This window comes from Gillisia mitskevichiae (genome assembly GCF_003634585.1).
GTDB classification, from domain to species: domain Bacteria; phylum Bacteroidota; class Bacteroidia; order Flavobacteriales; family Flavobacteriaceae; genus Gillisia; species Gillisia mitskevichiae.
In genome coordinates, this window is record NZ_RBLG01000002.1 from 587,483 (window position 1) to 608,272 (window position 20,790).

Genomic DNA, 20,790 nt, shown 5'->3' on the forward strand with positions numbered 1-20,790 from the left:
ATGAGGAGGGTTTTTAATTATAGCATAAAAAAACACCTAATGATTTTTTAGAAAATTTTTGAGGATAATTCTAAATTAAATAATTGATTGGTTTAAATCAATTATTTAGCGCTTCACTTCTTTTCTTGGAATTGTTTCACTTAAAATACTTCTCTTTGAGGGAACTTCAATATTTATAATATGCTGAAATTATCCATATTTATTGCATCTTTCATTTTTAGCCTAACATCCTACGCACAATATAATTATGAGGTTTCTAATGAAAATCCATTCGGTTTACCCAATCCAGATGCCCCAGCAGAGATTAAAGATTTCGAATCTATGATAGGGGAATGTAGTTGCATCTCCACATCAAGAGCTCCAGATGGGACTTGGAAAGATCCTGTTAAAATGACTTGGCGATTTAAATACATTATGAATGGTTATGCTGTACAAGATGAAACGCTAAAAGAAGATGGCGCTCACTCGGGAAGTATTAGACAATTTCATGAAGATGAAAATAAATGGTTTGTACATTACTACTCTTCTGCAACTCCCTCAAAAGCCTTATCTATCTGGGAAGGTGGAAAAGAAAACGGGAAAATTGTATTGTCCCGTGATCAAAAAGCTCCGAATGGAGTGGATGGTTTTTTTAGGTTAACATTCTACGACATGGACAATTTTGGCTATAAATGGATTGGAGAATGGGTGGATAAAACCAAAACCACCATTTATCCTACTTGGAAAATTGAATGTCTTAAAAATAATTGAGATAGAAATTTAGGCAAACAATTCATTGAACTCTTAACTACAATGCCTTAGCTTCTTCCCAAAAAATATCCATTTCTGCTAAACTCATATCACTTAAGGGAGTTTTTCTTTCATCGGCTTTACTTTCCAGATATTGAAACCGCTTAATAAACTTCTTATTGGTGCGTTCCAAGGCCGTTTCTGGATTAATATTGAGAAATCTGGCATAGTTGATCATAGAGAACAGAACATCTCCAAATTCAGCCTCCATTTTATCCTTATCGTCTACATCTACCTCATGCTGCAGTTCTTCTAATTCTTCTTTTAATTTTTCAAAAACTTGTTGTGGCTCTTCCCAATCGAATCCTACACCTGCAACCTTTTCCTGAATTCTACTCGCCTTAACCAGTGAAGGCAAGGAAACAGGAACTCCTTCCAAAACACTTTTTTTACCCTCTTTTAGTTTTAGTTTTTCCCAATTCTGTTTTACTTCTTCCTCATTTGCAACTTTCACGTCTCCATAAATATGAGGATGACGATCTATAAGTTTATCGCAAATACTATTGGCAACATCGGCAATATCAAACTGGCTTTTCTCACTTCCTATTTTTGCATAAAATACAATATGAAGCAAAATATCACCCAACTCTTTTTTTATCTCTTCAGAATCTTCATCAAGTATAGCATCGCCCAATTCGTAGATCTCCTCAATGGTAAGATGTCGCAGAGATTCCATAGTTTGCTTCTTATCCCAAGGACATTCTGCCCGAAGCTCATCCATAATGGTCAAAAGTCTATCTATTGCTTTTAATTGATCTTGTCTAGTATTCATGATGCTGCTTTTTGTAAAAATACGATTGTGTATTTATTTCTGAATATTAATATCTCAATAAATGACATAAAAAAGCAGTCTTAAATTACTTAAGACTGCTTTATATAATATTGATCCTAAACTTTTATTCTTCCTCTTCTGAAGTAGATTTCTCTTCGGATGTGGTTTTTGCTTCGGCTTTAGCTTTATCTTCAACAGAAAAATCTGTAAAACCATTATTCACCAATAAATTATACCATTGTATCACTTTTTTAATGTCGCTTTGGTAAACCCGCTCTGCATCGTAATCTGGTAAAACCTCAGAAAAATAAGCCTCTAGTTCTTTCTTTGAAGATTTTGCGCTTATTGCTTCTTTCCCATCCTCCTTATCAAACATTTTTTGAAAAATTGTACCTAAAGGAACTTCTTCAGAATATGTATAGATAGCGATCTCACTTAGTAAGCTTACGTTATGACGCACATTCACAGCGATCTTCTTCTGATCTATAATAGATTTAGCTATAAAACCACCTCTTGTTTGTGCTGATAACTCATATAATCCCGGTTTTCCGGAAATCGATAAAATTTTTTCTAAACCCATATTGTATTATAAATTTTGGCTGACAAATATCACATCTCTGCTATTAATATCAAAAGGATTAACGTCCTTTTTTCATGAGTGGAAAACGCATTCTATAATCGGCATGCACTTTCCCTTTGGAGATGTTACTCAATTTTCCTTTAATTAAACGTTTTTTTAGACTGGATAGCTTGTCTGTAAACAAGATCCCTTCAATATGATCATATTCATGTTGAATAACCCTTGCTCCTATTCCATCAAATGTTTTTGTATGAGATTTAAAATTCTCATCCAAATATTCTATAGTAATCGTCGGTTTTCTAAAAACATCTTCTCTAACATCTGGGATGCTTAAGCAACCTTCGTTAAAAGCCCATTCTTCCCCTTCTTCAGCAATAATTTTTGGATTTATAAAAACCATTTTCATTTCTGCAAGTTGTGCATTTTCCTCTTCGCTAACATTTTCGTCATCTGCAAATGGCGAAGCATCAATAATGAACAAACGGATAGCTCTTCCTACCTGTGGTGCTGCCAAACCAACTCCTGATGCTTCATACATGGTTTCCCACATATTAGCAATAAACTCTTTTAATTTTGGATAATCTTCCGAGATCTCAATTCCCTTCTTCCTTAACACAGGATCTCCGTAGGCTACAATGGGTAAAATCATTTTAAATAAAATATTGAAAGTTTGATATTAAATTTTTAAGAATATAAATAAGATTGTAAAATTATAGTCGCACTTATTTCATCTACTAAAGCTTTATTCTGACGTTTTTTCTTTTTTAATCCGCTATCTATCATGGTTTTAACGGCCATTTTAGATGTAAAGCGTTCATCTACTCTTTTTAACTGCATCACCGGAAACTTCACAGTGAATTTTTTTATGAATTCTGAAATGGCAACCTCACTTTGTGAAGCAGAATTATCCATTTGCTTAGGTTCACCAACAAGAACTAGCTCCACATTTTCTGAAACGAAATATGATTCCAAAAATTTCATTAACTCTCTAGTGTCAACCGTAGTAAGACCTGAAGCTATAATTTGCATCTCATCCGAAACTGCAATACCAGTACGTCTAGTACCATAATCCAAGGCCAAAATTCTTGCCATAGTAAATTTTAGGCAAAGGTAAGGTTTATATCCCTATGCATCCAAAAATTGGAGTGAAGCAGTTATATTTGTTGAAAATTATATACCATGCAGTTATTAGAAACTCAAATATCAGAGGCCTGGGAAAACAGGGAATTACTAAAAGAAGAATCTACAATAAATGCCATTAGAAAGGTCATCAATCTTTTGGATGAAGGAGAATTAAGAGTTGCTGAACCTACAGCAAAGGGTTGGCAGGTTAACGAGTGGGTTAAAAAAGCGGTTGTGCTTTATTTCCCTATTCAAAAAATGGAAACTTTAGAAGCAGGGATTTTTGAATATCACGATAAAATGCCTCTTAAAAGAGGATATAAGGAAAAAGGGATTCGTGTGGTACCAAATGCAGTGGCCAGACATGGAGCTTATATTTCTAGCGGGGTGATCTTAATGCCTAGTTATGTAAATATAGGGGCATATGTAGACGAAGGCACCATGGTAGATACATGGGCAACTGTAGGTAGTTGTGCACAAATAGGTAAACATGTTCATTTAAGTGGTGGAGTTGGAATTGGTGGAGTTCTTGAACCTCTACAAGCAGCGCCAGTTATTATTGAAGACAATGCCTTCATAGGTTCACGTTGTATAGTTGTAGAAGGAATCCGCGTGGAAAAAGAAGCTGTTTTAGGAGCTAATGTAGTTCTTACCGGCTCCACAAAGATCATCGATGTTACTGGGGCAGAACCTAAAGAATATAAAGGATACATACCTGCAAGATCTGTTGTGATTCCGGGAAGTTATACGAAGAAATTTCCTGCGGGAGAATTCCAGGTTCCATGTGCTTTAATAATTGGGCAGCGAAAAGAGAGCACCAACAAAAAGACTTCTTTAAATGATGCTTTGAGAGAATACAATGTGGCTGTTTAGTTAAAGGCATTTTACAATAAAAAATGATTGCGCAATGAAAATATTAGTGATTCAACAAAAAATGATTGGTGATGTGTTAACATCTTCCATTCTCTTTGAGGCACTAAGAAAAGAATATCCGAATGCGCAATTACATTATTTGGTTTATGCTCATACCACTCCGGTTCTTGAGCATAATCCTTTTATAGACAAGATCCTACATTTCGATTTTAAATTTAAAAAGCTAATACAATTCTCTTGTTTTCTCAAAGAGATTAGAAATGAGCAATATGATGCGGTGATTGACGTCTATGCTAAATTAGGATCGGCTGTGGCATCTAAATATTCTAAGGCAGAGGTGCGAGTATCCTTTAATAAGTGGTATACCAAAGCTTTTTATACCCATCATTTCAGTAGAAACATTATACCCGAAACTAATGCGGGACCAGCAATAGAGAAACGACTGCGGCTATTAAAACCAATTTTAAAAAACATCCCAAAGGAAATTAAACCTAAAATTTATCTTACAGCTAAGGAAAAGCTTAAAGCGAAAGAGTACTTAGAATCTGCTGGAATTATTAGTAGTAAAACGCTTTATATGGTTTCAGTTTTAGGAAGTAAAGAATCTAAAACCTTTCCGTTTAATTATTTAGCTGAAATTTTAGATCTTATTGTTGCCAACACCAATGCTCAGCTTCTTTTTAATTACATTCCAAGTCAAAAAAGTGATGCTTTAAAAATTTATGAGCTTTGTAATGCTCACACCCAAAAATCGATCTTTATAAATATTTTTAGGCAAGATCTTAGAGAATTTATGGCACTAACATCTCATTGCGATGCACTAATTGGAAATGAAGGGGGAGCTGTAAATATGGCTAAAGCTTTAGATGTTCCAACTTTTGCTATATTCTCGCCAGGAGTACCTAAAGAGAATTGGAGCATGTATGAAAATGGAACAACAAATGTATCTGTTCATATAAAAGATTATCACCCAGAGTTGTTTACTAAATATTCCACTAGAGAAGTAAAACAGAAGTCAAAAGAACTATATGATTTGTTTAAGCCTTCCTATTTTGAAGAGAAATTGCTAAATTTCATAAACGCTAATAGTAAATGAATTATCGCTTTTTAATTTATATAAGTCATACATACGCATTACCAATTGGGGCTCCACTACAAAAAGAAATTTTAAGGCAAGGACATGAAGTAAAATGGTTTTCTGAGCTAGAGCCACCAAAAACCTTTTTCCCTGAACAAGGAACTTTAATAAACGATGTGGCTGGGTTAATAGATTATGAGCCGCATATTGTTTTGACTATTACCAATGAGGTTGCAGATTTTATCTCAGGATTAAAAGTGCAGGTATTTCATGGGTTTTTAGCTAAGAAAAGGCCTTCGAAAAAACATTTATTTAGTGAATTTAATATACGTGGTTATTTTGATCTCTATTGCACTCAAGGTCCTAGTACTACAAGTGTCTTTAAAAAATTAGAGGAAAAATATAAGCATTTTAAGGTAGTTGAAACGGGATGGTCTAAAGTAGATCCCTTATTTCCAATTAAGGATGAAAAGGAAGGAACAAAACCTACCATAATGATAGCTTCCACATTTACTGAACGATTGAGCCTTGCTTATAACGACAATGTTTTTGAGGAAATAAAAAGATTATCCGAAACAGGAGAATTTACTTTTAAAATGGTGCTTCATCCCAAAATACCTTCCCATATTGTAGATAAATGGAAATCCTTAGAAAATAAAAATTTCACTTTTTATGATACTACAGATCTAATACCAATCTTTAAAAAGTGTGATGTCCTTTTTGCTGATACTACTTCCACAATTCAAGAATTTTTACTTCAGAAAAAGCCCGTAGTTGCATTTAATCACACCTTTTTATATGATTATTTAATAAACGTTCATGAAGTAGAACATATAGAAAGTGCACTAAAGCAATCCCTCAACCCATCTACTATTCTATTAGCTAATATTGAAAAATTCATTTTAGATCTTCATCCTTATAATGATGGGAAATCTAGTGAACGTGTTATTAAAGCTAGCATTGAGGTATTACATCAAGATAATTCTCAATTAAAGAATAAGCCTCTAAATTTAATCCGAAAATTTAAGCTTAGAAAAAGACTAGGCTATTTTACCTTTAAAACCTATTTACAAAAATATACTATTAAAAAATCAGTATAAAAAGTGTTTCTTAAAACTAAAAAACTTACTTTTTATAAAGCCCTATAAATGTTTTAAAATCCTTGTAGTGTCGCTTAGAAGTATATTTCAATCTATTCTTAAAGCTTAAAAATCTCCAAGAGTTAAAGTCCACTAAACTTTCCATGATCTCTGCGGTACGGGTTTTTGAAATATGGAATTCATAAAGTTTTTTAGGATTCACATTCCCATAACCAGAAAATCTATTTACCTTATTTTTGGAATGAATGATACTTAACCAAAGTCTCTTATTCTTGATCTTGGTCATGTTTTTCTCATACTTCCAAGACCCATGACGTTCTCTAAACCAAACCGTTTTAAAATCTCCTTTCTTTTCAATTAGACTCATGAAGGGATTATTGAGTTTCATAAGAACACCTAACCGAGTGTTTTTCCCTGTTTCCAAAGTATAACCATCTATTACATCTAAGGCATGATGATCCTGTTGTGAAAAATAACTTTGAATAACCTCGGTATAATTTTCATGGATACAATCATCATTATCTAATCTAGAGGTGATAATATATTTTTCCGAATCTAATTCTTTTATATTTTTAACGATCTCGGGCAAGAAGTTAGGCATCCCATCTATAAAGAACGGATGAAAATTCTCATAAGACTTCCTATATTCTTCAACTTTTTGCTTGTAAAATTCTGGAGTATTAACATCAAAAAAGACTAACCATTTAAAATTTTGATTGGTTTGACTCTTAACTGAACTAAAACAATAATTCTCAAATAGATCGAAGCGCTCTTCTAACCATTCTTCTGTAAGCACCTTTTCATTATTTTTTGTAGTAGTCCAATGTTCTGCTCTTAAATTAAAACGGGTAAGAATATAATGTTGAAACATAAGTATTGATTAAAATCGATTCTGATTGATAATTATTTTATAAAGATCTTCTTGAAACTAGCTTCTGTTAGGACTATATTTTGAATTTTTCCTTTAACTTTTTTTTCCTAAGGTGAGCCTCTTGAAATTTATTAGTATAAAACCACATTTTCTCAAATACCTCATTGCCATCCTTCTTAATTAATTTGGAATATTCGTCTGCCATAATCTCCACCATTTCCCTTTTAGGAGTTAAACGAGAAAAGTTTTTCATACGGTCTTCAAAATTCATTTTTTTAAAGTTCATCCTGTTTAGATCTACTAGAAAAAAATCGTAATCTTTATTAAGTTGTATAAGTGTATTTCCAGGAGAATGATCTAAAAATTCTATTTGTTTTTCGTGTAATTCGTATGTAAAGCGAGTAAATGCTCTTAAAATTTGCTCGTGTGCTGGATATGCAGGATCTTTTACCAGTTCTCGAAACGTAAGATCATATGGCAAATGCTCACTAATATAATAGCTATCCTTAAAAAGGAGAGAAGTATTATTTACAGCATATGCAATAGGATGTGGCGTTCCTATTTGGTTTGCTATTAAATGTTGGGCATAATTAAAAGAGCGTTCTGCCTTAGACTTCCTGAAAAACTTATATGCCACCTGATTAATAAAATTCGGGACTTTAAAGGATTTAATATTTATTTTTTGACTTGCAAGTTGAAAGATTTTTATCTGGTTACGCACCCCAGGCGTAATTGCTTCGCCAGTGTTTTCAAAAGACCTAATTAAATGGGAAATCTCTTCTTTATTTACTTTATATTTTTCAGAAATATGGATCTTCATTTTTTAAAGGTATTTGGATACGCCATTTTCACACCACACCACATTTTCATGTATTGTTTTCTGCTCAATCTTATCATTCTCTTCAAAATTACTCAGGGATGCTTGGAAATGATAAATATGATAGAGAATCCCACCATATCTCAATCTTTTACCTAAAACACCATTATTTAATTTTCTTAAAATCAACTCTGAATCTTCTCTTCCCCAGCCTTCCATATTCTCATTATACCCATTCACTTCTAAAAAGTCCTTTTTCCAATAAGATATATTACAACCTCTCACCTTAGTAGAGAATAATGGACTAGATTTATATCTATCTCTAAGAAAAGGAATCCTTAAATTTCGAGTTCTTTTTTTAATGAGCATTGATAAAAATGGAAATTGATAGATCTTATTTTCAAAAATAGTAGAAAGCGCGGCCTTTTTAATATTTACACGAGAGCCATATAGAAACACCCCTTCTTCTGCCCTACTTATATGATCTTTCACAAAATCTTTATGTAGTATGCAATCTCCATCGATCTGAATAATATAATCTGCTTTACTCTTAGAAATGGTTTTATTCAAAATATGAGATTTTCTAAAACCCTCATCTTTTTGCCATACATGCAAAATAGAAATACTGCTTTTTGACCGGAAGGAATCTATCAATAATTTAGTCTCATTCTTAGAACCATCATCGGCAATTAAAATTTCATCTGGAAATTGAGATTGTTCTAAAACACTATTAAGCACCAGCTCCAAAGCTTCTGGCCAATTATAGGTTGAGATCAATAGGGCTGTTTTCATAATACCTTTAAATTTCTATATTCCAATTCCTGCTTTTTGTAAACAGATGGGGAAATTATTTGCAATCGCATATCTCTAAAACTATATTCATTTGATAATTTATCTAGGCAATTAAACAGATGAATTTACACATAATACCCTATAAACTTCGAGCATTAGAAACGAGAAATGCCGGCATATCTTATTTTTAATTAAGCGCAAAGATAAAATAAGTATAAACAATCCATTTGAGAATTGTCTAAAACATCAATTTTCATAAATACCCACTACCAAAATTAAGAGATGCGCTTACTAATTCTTTAATGAGATAAAAATATGTAATTTTGAAGTGTCGCAATTTAACAGGTCAAATAGATTTTTGAAGATTAAATTTAAATGAAATTCATCTTGCATTTTTTAAGCTCTCATTCATGAATATCTTACATGTTTCGGCCGTTAAAAGTTGGGGAGGTGGAGAGAACCATATCGAGAACCTTTGCAATGAACTCCATCAAATATCTCCGTCTACGCAAAACAGCGTTTTATGTTTAAAAAACGGACTGTTTCATAAGAAACTTCAAAATTCCAAAATCTCCTTTGAAACGGTTAGTATAGATTTTAAAATGGATCTAAGATTCTGTTTTAAATTAATCTCTATTTGTAGAAAACAACATATAGATCTTATACATATTCACGATAGTACTGCCCTAACACTATGCATTATGGCAGATCATTTATATAATTTACCTCCGTTTGTTTTCAGCAAAAAAACAACATTCCCAATAAGATCTAGAAAACAAACACTTTATAAATACAATTATAAAAAAATAAAAAAAATTCTTTGTGTTTCTGAAGCTACCAAAGCGATAACTGCAACAAACGTAAATGATCCCAGTAAATTAGTTTCTATATATCATGGAACAAAAGTGAATGGCTCGTGTTCTACTGAAGCTATTAATATAAGAGATCAATATGAAATTGAACCTTTAAAAAAGATCATTGGAAATATTGCAAATCATAATTGGCCAAAAGATCTAGACACTTTTATTAATGTTGCTAATAATCTGATAAACGAGAGAGGAATTAAAAACCTACATTTTATTCAGATCGGGAATTACACTACAGAAACTCCAGATCTTATTAAAAAAATAGAAAAGTTTAATTTATCAGAACATATCACTTTAACGAATGTTATTCCAAATGCTTCTAGGTTAATACTCCAGTTCGACATATCTCTAGTCACATCTAAAAGCGAAGGGGTGCCACAGTTTATTTATGAATCGTTCTTAAACAAAGTACCGGTTGTAAGTACAAATGTTGGAGGAATTTCAGAAATTATAGAGCATGAAACAAATGGTTTACTGGCTACCGCTGAGGACTTCATGAAACTGGCAGATCATGTAGTTCTATTATTAGAAAATTCAGAATTAAAAGAAAGATTTGTGAATATCTCTTACAATGAGGTTCGCGAAAAATATACCACAGAAATGATGGCAAAAAAAACATTACAAGAATATAAATTGGTTCTCCATGGAAAATAACATAAAACAAGAAATAGAAAACACTCTTGAGGTTTTAAAGAAAGGTGGAATAATTTTATATCCAACAGATACAGTTTGGGGCATTGGTTGTGATGCCACAAACCCTGAGGCAGTTGCAAAAGTTTATAAACTTAAAAAAAGGGAAGAGAAAAAAGCGATGATCTGTTTGGTTAACTCTGTAAAGATGTTAGAACAGTATGTAAATAAAATTCCAAATATCGCTTACGATCTAATAGATTATGCTGTTAAACCTACCACCATTATTTACGATGATCCTATAAAAGTTGCTAATAATTTAATAGCTGAAGATGAAACGCTTGCTATTCGCGTAGTAGATGATAAATTTTGTGAACCACTGATCTATAAATTTAGAAAAGCTTTAGTATCTACCTCTGCAAATATTAGTGGAGAGCCAACCCCAAAATCTTTCTCTCAAATAAGCCCGGAAATTTTAAAAGGTGTAGACTATATAGTAAATTTGCAGCATTCAAAAATATCAGACCAACCTTCTTCTATTATCAAAATTGGTAAAGATGGAAGCGTTAAAGTGATTCGACAATAAGATATGCCTAAAGACACGAACTACAAGTCAGCTTTAAAACATCCCATTTTCAAGATCATCTCTCAAGCAGCAGAGAATTTAAATTTGGAAAGTTATGTAATAGGAGGATTTGTAAGAGATTTTCTGCTTGACCGCGGAGAACCTAAAGATATAGACATCGTTGCTGTTGGAAGCGGAATAGACTTAGCTACCGAAGTATCTAAATTACTGCCTAATACTCCCAAAGTACAAATCTTTAAAACCTACGGTACTGCGATGCTTAGGGCATACGATCTAGAGATCGAGTTCGTAGGTGCTAGGAAAGAAAGCTATAATGAAGATAGTAGAAATCCAGTTGTAGAAGATGGAAGTCTTGAAGACGATCAAAGAAGACGTGATTTCACTATTAATGCCTTAGCATTAAATTTAGGAGAAGAAAATTTTGGAGCTTTAGTAGACCCTTTTAATGGGGTGGAAGATCTAAAACAACAACTAATTCAGACTCCTTTAGATCCAGATATAACCTACTCTGATGATCCTCTTAGAATGTTAAGAGCGATACGATTTGCAACTCAGCTTCATTTTAAAATTGAACCGAGATCTTTAGCTTCAATTTCTGAGAATAAAGATAGAATCAAGATCATTTCAAAAGAGCGAATTATAGACGAGATCAATAAGATTCTTCTTTCAGAAAAACCCTCTATAGGCTTTGCTTTATTACATAAAACAGGTCTTTTACCTATAATCCTTCCGCAGTTAACAGCTTTAGAAGGAATAGAAGAAATTGAGGGCCAAAAGCATAAAGACAATTTTTGGCATACGCTGGAAGTGGTAGATAATATTTCAGAAAATACAGATGATCTTTGGTTACGCTGGGCGGCATTGCTCCATGATATAGGTAAGGCGCCTACTAAGAAATTTCATAAAAAGATCGGGTGGACTTTCCACGGTCACGAATTTGTTGGTTCTAAGATGGTATACAAGCTTTTTAAGCAGATGAAAATGCCATTGAACGATAAGATGAAATTAGTGCAAAAACTAGTTTTAATGAGTTCTAGACCCATTGTTATTTCAGACGAAAATGTAACCGATTCTGCAGTAAGAAGATTGGTGTTTGATGCTGGAAACGATATTGAAGATCTTATGACTCTTTGTGAAGCCGATATCACCACTAAAAATCCGAAGCGTTTTAAAAAATATCATAACAATTTTAAAAAGGTTCGTGAAAAGATAAAAGAGGTTGAGGAAAAAGATCATATTCGTAATTTCCAGCCTCCAGTATCTGGGGAAGAGATCATGACTTTTTTCAATTTGAAACCTTCCAGAGAAATAGGAATTATTAAAGAAGCAATAAAAGAGGCAATTTTAGAAGGAGAAATCCCAAATGAATATGAAGCTGCAAAAGCTTATATGTTCAAAAAAGGAAAAGAGCTTGGTTTAAAAAGTGCAGAATGAAACCAGTTCTAAAATATATAAATATTCATAAGTAGCTTTTAGCGCTTAATTCAAACAAGGTGTATAGAAAATTTGTAAAAATATCGCTGATCCTAGTTTATTTGGTAATTATTGCTGGAGCTGTTGTACGCATGACGGGCTCTGGAATGGGTTGCCCAGATTGGCCAAAATGTTTTGGATATTACATCCCTCCCACTGAGATCACTGAAATTCAATTTCAAGAAGATAGAAATTATAAAAAGGGACAAGTTATAATAGTTGACGAATCTCTAATGACGGCAGCACAAGATTTTAAAACTGGCGCTACATACAATCCTCAAGATTGGGTTAAATATACCAAACACGATTATGCCATTTTTAATCCTTGGCATACGTGGATAGAATATATAAATAGGCTATTTGGGGCATTGGCGGGGCTTGCAGTTCTGATCATGGCATTTTTATCTCTAAAATATTGGCGAGATAATAAGAAGATCACCTTGCTCTCGTGGTTATCTGTATTTCTTATGGGTTTTCAAGGATGGTTGGGAGCTACGGTCGTTTTTTCTGTATTATCTCCTGTAAAGATCACTATACACATGGTAATGGCATTGGTAATTGTGGCACTTATTTTATATCTGCTTCAAATTTCAAAAGCCATTTCTTCAACTAAAATCGGATTAAAAAGTTTCAGAAGTCTAAGTCTTTTTGCTGTTATCTTCACACTAATCCAAATAATTCTTGGAACACAGGTAAGACAATTTGTAGATGAACAGATTAAACTTCTTGGATATGATATGGCGAGTGAATGGCTTGCTACTCCTTCTGTAATATTCTATATACATAGATCTTTTTCTATTTTAGTAGTTATTTTGAACCTACTTATTTGGTGGCAAAATAAGAAACTGAATCTTGGGTTTAATAAGGTGAATTGGGTTTTAGGTATTATTGGATTAGAAGTTATTACCGGAATCGCAATGTATAATTTCGACTTTCCCGCTTTGTCCCAACCCTTACATCTTGTAATTGCAAGCTTATTATTTGGGCTGCAGTTTTATATATTATTGGAAGCTTTGCGTGCGCCTATTCGCATAAAAAGTTTGTAACTTTGCCCCCACAAAAATTATCAAAATGGTTTATAGATTTAGAGTTATTTTGGATGCGCAAGATGACGTTTTTAGAGATATTGAAATTTTAGAAGAAGACACGTTGGAGGATTTTCATAACTCTATAGTGAATGCTTTTGGGTTTGATGGAAATGAAATGGCCGCTTTTTATATAAGTGATGACGAATGGAATCAAGGCGAGGAAATATCTCAATTCGATCTTGGCGAAGAATTAGGCTCTGTTAGATTGATGAACGAAACCACTTTAGATAGTGTAGTTTCAAAGAATCATAGAAAACTGATCTACGTTTACGATTTTCTAAGCATGTGGACCTTCCTTATTGAATTGGCCGATATTGCTGAAATCGAAGATGGCAGAGACTATCCTAACTTGATGTATGTACATGGACAAATACCTACAGATGCGCCAGATAAAGAATTTATAGCCGATAAAAATGAATACGATGATGATGATTCAGATTTAGATCTGGATAATTTTGATGACCTGTCTTATGACGATATTTGGAATTAAGGGGACATTCAATTTTCTTCTTAAAATTCAAATTTCTATTAAATTCTTTTATTTAAAACGTGCTAGATAATAAAGCACTTAATTTAAAATCTCAGTAGTAAATGATCAATCTATATAATGCTCAAATTGAATCCCTATCTATTCATAGAGTTGGGAATAAAAGTAGAAATGAAAATATTTTCCTTTCTGGTGCTCCTTTTGAGCTTAATGATGAAATTGCTCCTTTGATCAAGGAATATTTCTTGAAATCCTTCAGAGAAAAAGAGGAGAATTACTATCAATTTACTCACGAAACAGATCTAGAGTTTAACGAGCTATATAATTTTGCAAATCAGATTTTTGATGCTCCAGAGTCGGTACATGAAGTTTCTAAGAAAATAACCACTTTGTTATTTGAACAATCATCTCATCCCCATATTAAAAGTGGAGAAGTGTATGTTGTTTATTTTGAAAACATGCTATTGGATAATGAAAAGGTTTCGGCAATAGGGATCTTTAAATCTGAGTTAAAACATGATTTTCTACAGTTTCAGGAAAAAGGTTCTTTGTTAGAAATGGTTATTCAGCAAGGGATCAATCTTCAGAAAATGGATAAGGGAGCCTTGATTTTCAATAAAAATAGAGCTGAAGGCTACAAGATCCTTTCTGTAGATTCTAACAGATATGACACTAAATATTGGCTAGAAAACTTCTTGGGAGTAGATGTACTTGCAGATGAAAATTTCTACACTAAGAAATACCTTAAATTCTGTCAGAATTTCGCTAAAGACGTAGTTCTTCCTGCAGAAGATAAAAAGGAAGAAGTGATGTTCATGAACAGAAGTGTAGATTATTTCGCGAAAAATGACTCTTTCGAAGAAAATAACTTTTTGAGTTCTGTTATAGATAATCCAGACCTTATTCCAGAATTTAAAAATTACAAGCAAGAGAAAGCTCCAAAATATAAGATTGAAGATCTTACAGAATTCCCAATTGCAAATGCAGCGGTAACTTCAGCTAGAAAATCTATTAAAAACACTATTAATTTGGATACCAATATCCAGATTAAATTAGATTTTATCAATCCAGAATCTGCTCAAAAATTCGTGGAGAAAGGTTGGGATGAAGAAAAGCAAATGTATTATTACCTAGTATATTTCAATAAAGAAGAAAAGAGTTAAACTCTTCTCTTCTTTAGATTTACATTTTCGTAATTTCTCTTTACAAATTCCAATGCTGTTCTTAAGATTTGACCCATAGTTTTGGCTCTCTTAAACTTCATGTCATTAGTGAACAAATAAAGGTCTTTTCTAAGCCTCTTAACGTTTTCTGGAGTAGAAACATGATCATTGATCATACATCTTACCAATTCTTTAAATCGGGATTGCGCATTGATCATACGCTTAGCTAGCAACGAACGTTCTTCTTTTCTATACTGTTCTATAGAACTATGCTCTAATTTTTGAGTAACCAATTCTACCATTTTTAAATTCTCCTTAAAGAACTGCGGACGGTACACTTTTAAATTACCTTCATAACTCTGTTGATCGAAATCTATCGCTCGAATGGTGTATTCTACATGATCAAAATCGTGGGTAGGGATCACTACATAATTATAAGAACGCATATCGCCTAACAAACGAATGGTGCAGCGCTCATTAAATTTCACGAACTGTTTAGCTATTTGGGTTTTGGCACGATCATCACAATGTGGCAATTCATCCTGAATAAAAACATCTCCAGGGATCCCAGCAATATGCTCTTCGATCAAGGTCTCTTTATAAACTAAAAAATTGATCCTGTTTGGTGAAAGAATATGTTCGAACTCTAAACCATAAATTCTTGAAGCATCGGCTATCTTTACATAGAAATATGTAAAACTATCGTTTAGCGTATTTCTTACCCGAATTCTGAAAGGTTTAGAATTTCCAAATGTGCAATAATCTATTGCATCTATATTTAAAAAAGGTAAAGAATCGTCACTTCCATCGGAGTGCAAAATGGTATAAATTTGCTTTAAAGATTCATCAATTTCTAAACGTTCGCTGTCGGAATAGTAGCAACGCACCCAAAGAGTATCTTCATCATTTTGGTCATAAACAACTATAGAACCAGAGAATCTAAGCAAATCGTCATAAAAAACATGGATTTTTGTAGCTCTGTTATATTTTTCCAAATATTTATGTAAACGTTCATTTACAGGAAAGGAAGGTTTTTTCCTGGACATTAAATTTTCTTCCATTCTTAGGGTTTTTTCAAAAATACAGTATCTGTTTCACTTCTGAAGTAACAAAACGTTAACTTCGACGTCCTATTAAAAAATTCAGAATAATTTGGAAACAATTCTTACTATAAATCAGCTTACCAAAAGATATGGTAGTTTAACTGCGGTAAATAATTTATCCTTTACGATCAAGAAAGGAAATGTTTATGGGATTTTAGGACCAAATGGAAGTGGGAAATCTACAACCTTAGGAATGGTTCTAAATGTAGTTAATAAAACTAGTGGAGATTTTCATTGGTTTGATGGATCAGATTCTACACATGAAGCATTAAAAAAAGTAGGAGCCATCATTGAGCATCCTAATTTTTATCCATATATGACCGCTTCCCAAAATCTTGCTTTGGTATGTAAAATAAAGGGGGTTCCAAAAAATAAGATCGATGAAAAACTAGAGATAGTTGGATTGTTAGACCGAAAGGATAGTAAATTTAAAACTTTTTCTTTGGGGATGAAGCAGCGTTTAGCGATCGCTTCTGCCCTATTAAACGATCCTGAAATATTGATCTTAGATGAGCCTACCAACGGATTAGACCCGCAAGGAATTCATCAAATTAGAGAGATCATTAGAAAGATCGCATCTATGGGAACCACTATCTTACTAGCATCTCATTTATTAGATGAAGTAGAAAAGGTATGTACTCACGTAGTGATCATTAGAAAAGGGATCAAATTATATAGCGGAAGAGTTGATGAAATGAACGCTAGTAATGGCTTTTTCGAGTTAAAATCAAATGATCTGGTTAAACTTCAGCAAATACTAGAAGAACATCCATCTATTGGGAAGATCACTGTAAACGAAGATCTTTTAACAGCAATTTTAGAAGAACCTATGGGAGCAGATGATTTAAACTCATATTTATATCAAAAAGGCATGATACTTTCCTATTTGGTAAAAAGAAAGGAAAGCCTGGAAGAACAATTTTTACAATTAACCAACGAAACTGCCAAGTAAATGTTACGATTATTAAATATAGAATTACATAAATTAAGATATAATAGATCTGCCAAGATCCTTATTAGCACCTATTTCATCTTAATTACATTCATCGCATTGATCGCTTCTATTGAATTTGATCTAGGACCTATACATTTTAGACTGGCAGATCAGGGGATCTTCAATTTCCCTTTTATTTGGCACTTTAATAGCTATATAGCAGCTATTTTAAAGCTTTTTCTCGCAATTGTTATTGTTTCTATGATGTCTAATGAATATAGCCATAGAACCTTAAAGCAAAACTTGATAGATGGTTTAAGTAAAAAAGAATTTGTTTTATCAAAATTCATTACCGTTCTCTTATTTGCTGTAATCTCAACCTTTTTCCTATTGGTTGTTTCGCTAATACTGGGTTATTCATTTTCAGACTTTACAGAATTATCCATAGTATTTTCAGACATGGAATATATAATGGGTTATTTTATTAAGCTTCTAGGATTTTTTACATTCTGTATGTTCATTGGAATTTTAATTAAACGCTCTGCTTTTGCCTTAGGATTTTTATTTATCTGGTGGATTTTTGAGAATATCTTATATGGAGTTTTAAATTTTAGATTCTTTAGAGATAGTGATATTCCTGAACAAATTATGCAATTCTTCCCTTTAACCGCAATGAGCAATATCGTGGTAGAGCCATTTTCAAGATTAAATTTTATTAAAACTGCTGCCACACAAATTGGGGAAGAATTAGATAAAGATTATGGAGTGCATTGGTATCAGTTATTAATAGTAATTATTTGGACAGTTATCTTCGTATATTTATCCCTTGCCCTACTAAAAAAGCGAGATTTATAGATCTTGAAAAATACCGTTTTATATGAGGCATCCATTTCCAATAGTTACCATTTTTCTGCTACTTCTTTGTCAACAAGCAGTAGCACAAAAGGAAGCAGGTAATTGGTATTTTGGTGACCACGCTGGGATCTCATTTAATTCTGGCTCGCCGGTAGCATTGCAAGATGGTAAAATTCAAACAATTGAAGGAGCCACGACGATTTCAGACAGAAACGGAAATTTGCTTTTTTACACAGAGGGAATAACTGTTTACGACAGGAATCATAACATAATGCAAAATGGTACTGGTTTAAAAGGAAATGTTTCCAGTACACAATCTGCTATAGTTGTTCCAAGACCCTCAACTCCTGGCAGGTATTATATCTTCACTGTAGATAAACCAGATTATTTCAGGCTTGCGACAAATCCCATAGAAGGGGTTCATTATTCTGAAGTAGATATGTTTTTAAACAATGGGAATGGGGCAATTATCGAAGGCAAAAAAAATATCCATTTAGTAACTTATAACCCCAATAATTCCTTAGAAAATGAGTTTAAAAGTTCAGAGAAAATTTCGGCAGTTATTAGTGGAGATTGTGTTTCCTACTGGGTAGTAACACAGTTTACAAATAAATTCTATTCCTTTAATGTAAGTGCAGCAGGAGTAAATACAAACCCTATAATTTCTACTCTTGCAAATAATTTCCCTCCGCTGATAAATGACCTAGATATTAATGTTACGGCTGCAGGGTATTTAAAAATTTCTCCTAACGGAAAAAAAATGGCTGCTGCCTATGCCGGAACAACTTTAGGAAGCCCAAGATCTGGTGGAGGAACAAAAAGTAATGGTAAAGTTTTTTTATATGATTTTGATGACCTAACCGGAAAAGTAACAAATGAGCAATTAATTCTATTGAACACTTATCCCTATGGGGTTGAGTTTTCACCAGAATCTACCAAATTGTATGCAACCGCAAATACTTTTAATGAAGAGGATAGATTACAAAGCGGAGAACTTTATCAATTTGATCTTAATAGTACAAATGTATTTGCCTCTAAAACCCTTATAAACAGCTCTAATAATGTGGCTGGAGCTTTACAACTAGCTATAGATGGTAAAATTTATAGAGCTGGTTATCCAATGGGGGCTGGAGCAGAACATCATTCAAAATTATCTGTAATTAACAATCCAGAGGAATTAGGAACTGCCAGTAATTACACACATAATAGTTTTGATATTTCTCCTAGAGATGTAAAATTGGGACTTCCTCCATTTGTTCAATCCCTATTTAATAGTGACTTTGATGTGGAGGAGCTTTGTTTTAGAGATGCCACATTATTTACCATAAGTGGGAATAAGGATTATGATACGGTTACATGGGAATTTGGAGACGGTGCAACATCTACTTTAGAAAACCCAACCCATACCTATTCTCAAGCAGGAGTATATACAGTAAGCTTAACCAAAAATTTTAACGGAATTCCATTAGACCCGGTTTGCAAAGAGATCACTATCGTTGAGATTCCTCAAGTGCCAAATGATTTTGAGTTAAGTCAGTGTGATACTCAGGATAATAATCCTACGGATGGTATTACTGAATTTAATTTACAACTAGCTAAAGATTATCTCACATCTGGAAATAATTCTTTGCAAATATTTTTCTATGTATCTCAACAGGCCGCTCAGAATGATGCTTTAAATGAGAATGCATTAAATAATATTTATCGCAACACTCAGCCAAACGAAACTTTGTACGCAAAAGTTACTGGCTTTGGATCTGAATGTTTCAACATTACCAGCATTAAACTTAAAACAACAACTAGCGTTAACCTCAATCCAAGCCCTGCGAGTGGATGTGATCTAGGTGATGGTACTGCCGAATTTAATTTTGCAACTATAGAAGCTGCTATAATTTCAGAATTAGCCTTAAACAACACAATTAATCTTTCTTTTCACGCAGACGAGACAGATGCCTCTCTTGGCGAGAACCCCTTTCCCGAAAATTATATTTCAACGCCAAAAACAGTTTATATAAGAGCGAATAGTGATGATATATGTTATGGGTTTGGGCAAATAGATTTACAGTTAACATCCTTCCCTAAAACAGAAATGAGCTATGAATTTGAAGCATGTACTTCACAATTTCCAATAAAATTAGGAGAAGAAATCCTTCTCAATAATCCACAGGATTATAGTTTTATATGGAGTACAGGAGAAAATACCTCAACAATTTTAGTAGAACAGGGTGGGATTTATAGTTTGAGATTAGAAGATCCAGACTTAGGTTGCGGGAGAACTATATTATTTAATGTAATAGATAAGGAAAGTCCAATTATACAAGACGTTCAAATAGAGAATAATGGTGTAAACAGCCAAGTTACTGTAACTTCTAATATTACAGATGTAACTGTTCTATATGCTTTAGATGATATTAATGGTCCATACCAAACCGATCCAGTTTTTAGAGATGTACCGGGAGGAACTCATATTATATATATAAAAGGAGAAAATGATTGCGATATAAGTATGAAAGAAATAGTCACCTTTGGCTTCCCGTCTTATTTCACACCTAATAATGATGGCATACATGATCATTGGAAACCACAGAAATCTAGCGATCCCAATTTTCAAATAATTGGCATTTATATTTACGATCGATATGGAAAATTACTAAAGCAATTAGATCCTAATGGTAAAGGTTGGGATGGTACTTTTAACGGACATGAAATGCCGAGTGATGATTACTGGTTTAAGATTTTATTATCTAACGGAAAAGAATTTGGTGATCATTTAACCTTAAAGAGGTAAACATTCTTCACTCTATACTTTAA

General features: G+C 33.1%; 21 protein-coding genes. 13 read left to right on the forward strand and 8 right to left on the reverse strand.

The window, feature by feature from the left end; genetic code table 11:
* Positions 1–180 precede the first annotated feature (180 nt).
* Positions 181–750: a hypothetical protein gene (locus BC962_RS08410; protein WP_121345551.1), complete on the forward strand. Its 570-nt coding sequence runs from the start codon at positions 181–183 to the stop codon at positions 748–750.
* 37 nt (positions 751–787) lie between these two features.
* Here the strand turns inward: BC962_RS08410 and mazG are convergent, their stop codons facing one another.
* The 4 genes from mazG to ruvX form a co-directional block, all read right to left on the reverse strand.
* Positions 788–1,561: a nucleoside triphosphate pyrophosphohydrolase gene (gene mazG, locus BC962_RS08415; RefSeq protein ID WP_121345552.1), complete on the reverse strand. Its 774-nt coding sequence runs from the start codon at positions 1,559–1,561 to the stop codon at positions 788–790.
* Positions 1,562–1,685: 124 nt separating this feature from the next.
* Positions 1,686–2,141, reverse strand: coding sequence for a DUF5606 family protein (locus tag BC962_RS08420; protein ID WP_121345553.1), 456 nt, complete (start codon positions 2,139–2,141; stop codon positions 1,686–1,688).
* A 58-nt stretch (positions 2,142–2,199) separates the two neighbouring features.
* Positions 2,200–2,790: a peptide deformylase gene (gene def / locus BC962_RS08425; RefSeq protein ID WP_121345554.1), complete on the reverse strand. Its 591-nt coding sequence runs from the start codon at positions 2,788–2,790 to the stop codon at positions 2,200–2,202.
* A gap of 35 nt (positions 2,791–2,825) precedes the next feature.
* Positions 2,826–3,233: a Holliday junction resolvase RuvX gene (ruvX, locus tag BC962_RS08430; protein WP_121345555.1), complete on the reverse strand. Its 408-nt coding sequence runs from the start codon at positions 3,231–3,233 to the stop codon at positions 2,826–2,828.
* Between the two features lie 87 nt (positions 3,234–3,320).
* On the opposite strand from ruvX, the gene BC962_RS08435 reads away from it, so the two are divergent.
* The 3 genes from BC962_RS08435 to BC962_RS08445 are packed head-to-tail and all read left to right on the forward strand — an operon-like array spanning position 3,321 to position 6,314.
* Positions 3,321–4,136, forward strand: a complete 816-nt coding sequence (locus BC962_RS08435) for a 2,3,4,5-tetrahydropyridine-2,6-dicarboxylate N-succinyltransferase (RefSeq protein WP_121345556.1) — start codon at positions 3,321–3,323, stop codon at positions 4,134–4,136.
* A 34-nt stretch (positions 4,137–4,170) separates the two neighbouring features.
* Entirely contained in the window at positions 4,171–5,232 is a 1,062-nt protein-coding gene (locus tag BC962_RS08440; protein WP_121345557.1) for a glycosyltransferase family 9 protein, read from the forward strand.
* Positions 5,229–6,314, forward strand: a complete 1,086-nt coding sequence (locus BC962_RS08445; RefSeq protein ID WP_121345558.1) for a CDP-glycerol glycerophosphotransferase family protein — start codon at positions 5,229–5,231, stop codon at positions 6,312–6,314. Before BC962_RS08440 ends, BC962_RS08445 begins: the two co-directional genes overlap by 4 nt.
* A 25-nt stretch (positions 6,315–6,339) precedes the next feature.
* On the opposite strand, the gene BC962_RS08450 is transcribed toward BC962_RS08445, so the two are convergent.
* From BC962_RS08450 to BC962_RS08460, 3 genes are all read right to left on the reverse strand, one after another.
* Positions 6,340–7,185 carry a glycosyltransferase gene (locus BC962_RS08450; RefSeq protein WP_121345559.1) on the reverse strand — a complete coding sequence of 282 codons (846 nt, stop codon included), beginning with the start codon at positions 7,183–7,185 and terminating at the stop codon, positions 6,340–6,342.
* Between the two features lie 73 nt (positions 7,186–7,258).
* Positions 7,259–8,005: a lipopolysaccharide kinase InaA family protein gene (locus tag BC962_RS08455; RefSeq protein WP_121345560.1), complete on the reverse strand. Its 747-nt coding sequence runs from the start codon at positions 8,003–8,005 to the stop codon at positions 7,259–7,261.
* A 3-nt stretch (positions 8,006–8,008) separates the two neighbouring features.
* Positions 8,009–8,794: a glycosyltransferase family 2 protein gene (locus tag BC962_RS08460; protein ID WP_121345561.1), complete on the reverse strand. Its 786-nt coding sequence runs from the start codon at positions 8,792–8,794 to the stop codon at positions 8,009–8,011.
* Between the two features lie 410 nt (positions 8,795–9,204).
* Here BC962_RS08460 and BC962_RS08465 point away from each other — a divergent pair, with 410 nt between their 5' ends.
* The 6 genes from BC962_RS08465 to BC962_RS08490 all read left to right on the forward strand — a co-directional run bounded on the left by BC962_RS08465 (position 9,205) and on the right by BC962_RS08490 (position 15,087).
* Positions 9,205–10,314 carry a glycosyltransferase family 4 protein gene (locus BC962_RS08465; RefSeq protein WP_121345562.1) on the forward strand — a complete coding sequence of 370 codons (1,110 nt, stop codon included), beginning with the start codon at positions 9,205–9,207 and terminating at the stop codon, positions 10,312–10,314.
* Positions 10,304–10,876: an L-threonylcarbamoyladenylate synthase gene (locus tag BC962_RS08470; protein WP_121345563.1), complete on the forward strand. Its 573-nt coding sequence runs from the start codon at positions 10,304–10,306 to the stop codon at positions 10,874–10,876. The genes BC962_RS08465 and BC962_RS08470 overlap by 11 nt, the downstream gene beginning before the upstream one ends.
* 3 nt (positions 10,877–10,879) lie before the next feature.
* On the forward strand, positions 10,880–12,310 hold the full coding sequence (locus BC962_RS08475; RefSeq protein ID WP_121345564.1) for a CCA tRNA nucleotidyltransferase: 1,431 nt from the start codon (positions 10,880–10,882) through the stop codon (positions 12,308–12,310).
* 59 nt (positions 12,311–12,369) lie between these two features.
* The gene (locus BC962_RS08480; RefSeq protein WP_121345565.1) at positions 12,370–13,395 is read left to right on the forward strand and encodes a COX15/CtaA family protein; all 1,026 of its coding nucleotides are present in this window, start codon (positions 12,370–12,372) and stop codon (positions 13,393–13,395) included.
* A 25-nt stretch (positions 13,396–13,420) separates the two neighbouring features.
* Positions 13,421–13,927 (forward strand): IS1096 element passenger TnpR family protein, encoded by a 507-nt coding sequence (locus BC962_RS08485; RefSeq protein WP_121345566.1) that lies wholly within the window; start codon positions 13,421–13,423, stop codon positions 13,925–13,927.
* Positions 13,928–14,028: 101 nt separating this feature from the next.
* Positions 14,029–15,087 carry a nucleoid-associated protein gene (locus BC962_RS08490; protein ID WP_121345567.1) on the forward strand — a complete coding sequence of 353 codons (1,059 nt, stop codon included), beginning with the start codon at positions 14,029–14,031 and terminating at the stop codon, positions 15,085–15,087.
* On the opposite strand, the gene BC962_RS08495 is transcribed toward BC962_RS08490, so the two are convergent.
* On the reverse strand, positions 15,084–16,148 hold the full coding sequence (locus tag BC962_RS08495) for a hypothetical protein (protein WP_121345568.1): 1,065 nt from the start codon (positions 16,146–16,148) through the stop codon (positions 15,084–15,086). The genes BC962_RS08490 and BC962_RS08495 overlap by 4 nt on opposite strands.
* A gap of 91 nt (positions 16,149–16,239) precedes the next feature.
* Between BC962_RS08495 and BC962_RS08500 the strand changes: the two genes are divergently transcribed.
* From BC962_RS08500 to BC962_RS08510, 3 genes are read left to right on the forward strand one after another with little or no spacing between them, the layout of a single operon-like run.
* On the forward strand, positions 16,240–17,142 hold the full coding sequence (locus BC962_RS08500) for an ABC transporter ATP-binding protein (RefSeq protein WP_121345569.1): 903 nt from the start codon (positions 16,240–16,242) through the stop codon (positions 17,140–17,142).
* Entirely contained in the window at positions 17,143–17,979 is an 837-nt protein-coding gene (locus BC962_RS08505; protein WP_121345570.1) for an ABC transporter permease, read from the forward strand. It begins immediately after the preceding gene.
* 22 nt (positions 17,980–18,001) lie between these two features.
* Positions 18,002–20,767 (forward strand): T9SS type B sorting domain-containing protein, encoded by a 2,766-nt coding sequence (locus BC962_RS08510; RefSeq protein WP_121345571.1) that lies wholly within the window; start codon positions 18,002–18,004, stop codon positions 20,765–20,767.
* Positions 20,768–20,790 lie beyond the last annotated feature (23 nt).

Excerpts from the sequence above, each read along its gene's own strand:
- BC962_RS08505 (WP_121345570.1), top strand. The coding sequence starts at position 17,143 with ATGTTACGATTATTAAATATAGAATTACATAAATTAAGATATAATAGA.
- BC962_RS08460 (WP_121345561.1), bottom strand. The coding sequence starts at position 8,794 with ATGAAAACAGCCCTATTGATCTCAACCTATAATTGGCCAGAAGCTTTG.
- BC962_RS08420 (WP_121345553.1), bottom strand. The coding sequence starts at position 2,141 with ATGGGTTTAGAAAAAATTTTATCGATTTCCGGAAAACCGGGATTATAT.
- mazG (WP_121345552.1), bottom strand. The coding sequence starts at position 1,561 with ATGAATACTAGACAAGATCAATTAAAAGCAATAGATAGACTTTTGACC.
- BC962_RS08410 (WP_121345551.1), top strand. The coding sequence starts at position 181 with ATGCTGAAATTATCCATATTTATTGCATCTTTCATTTTTAGCCTAACA.
- BC962_RS08510 (WP_121345571.1), top strand. The coding sequence starts at position 18,002 with ATGAGGCATCCATTTCCAATAGTTACCATTTTTCTGCTACTTCTTTGT.
- BC962_RS08445 (WP_121345558.1), top strand. The coding sequence starts at position 5,229 with ATGAATTATCGCTTTTTAATTTATATAAGTCATACATACGCATTACCA.
- BC962_RS08455 (WP_121345560.1), bottom strand. The coding sequence starts at position 8,005 with ATGAAGATCCATATTTCTGAAAAATATAAAGTAAATAAAGAAGAGATT.
- BC962_RS08440 (WP_121345557.1), top strand. The coding sequence starts at position 4,171 with ATGAAAATATTAGTGATTCAACAAAAAATGATTGGTGATGTGTTAACA.
- BC962_RS08450 (WP_121345559.1), bottom strand. The coding sequence starts at position 7,185 with ATGTTTCAACATTATATTCTTACCCGTTTTAATTTAAGAGCAGAACAT.
- ruvX (WP_121345555.1), bottom strand. The coding sequence starts at position 3,233 with ATGGCAAGAATTTTGGCCTTGGATTATGGTACTAGACGTACTGGTATT.
- BC962_RS08485 (WP_121345566.1), top strand. The coding sequence starts at position 13,421 with ATGGTTTATAGATTTAGAGTTATTTTGGATGCGCAAGATGACGTTTTT.
- BC962_RS08465 (WP_121345562.1), top strand. The coding sequence starts at position 9,205 with ATGAATATCTTACATGTTTCGGCCGTTAAAAGTTGGGGAGGTGGAGAG.
- BC962_RS08470 (WP_121345563.1), top strand. The coding sequence starts at position 10,304 with ATGGAAAATAACATAAAACAAGAAATAGAAAACACTCTTGAGGTTTTA.
- def (WP_121345554.1), bottom strand. The coding sequence starts at position 2,790 with ATGATTTTACCCATTGTAGCCTACGGAGATCCTGTGTTAAGGAAGAAG.
- BC962_RS08435 (WP_121345556.1), top strand. The coding sequence starts at position 3,321 with ATGCAGTTATTAGAAACTCAAATATCAGAGGCCTGGGAAAACAGGGAA.
- BC962_RS08475 (WP_121345564.1), top strand. The coding sequence starts at position 10,880 with ATGCCTAAAGACACGAACTACAAGTCAGCTTTAAAACATCCCATTTTC.
- BC962_RS08495 (WP_121345568.1), bottom strand. The coding sequence starts at position 16,148 with ATGGAAGAAAATTTAATGTCCAGGAAAAAACCTTCCTTTCCTGTAAAT.
- BC962_RS08490 (WP_121345567.1), top strand. The coding sequence starts at position 14,029 with ATGATCAATCTATATAATGCTCAAATTGAATCCCTATCTATTCATAGA.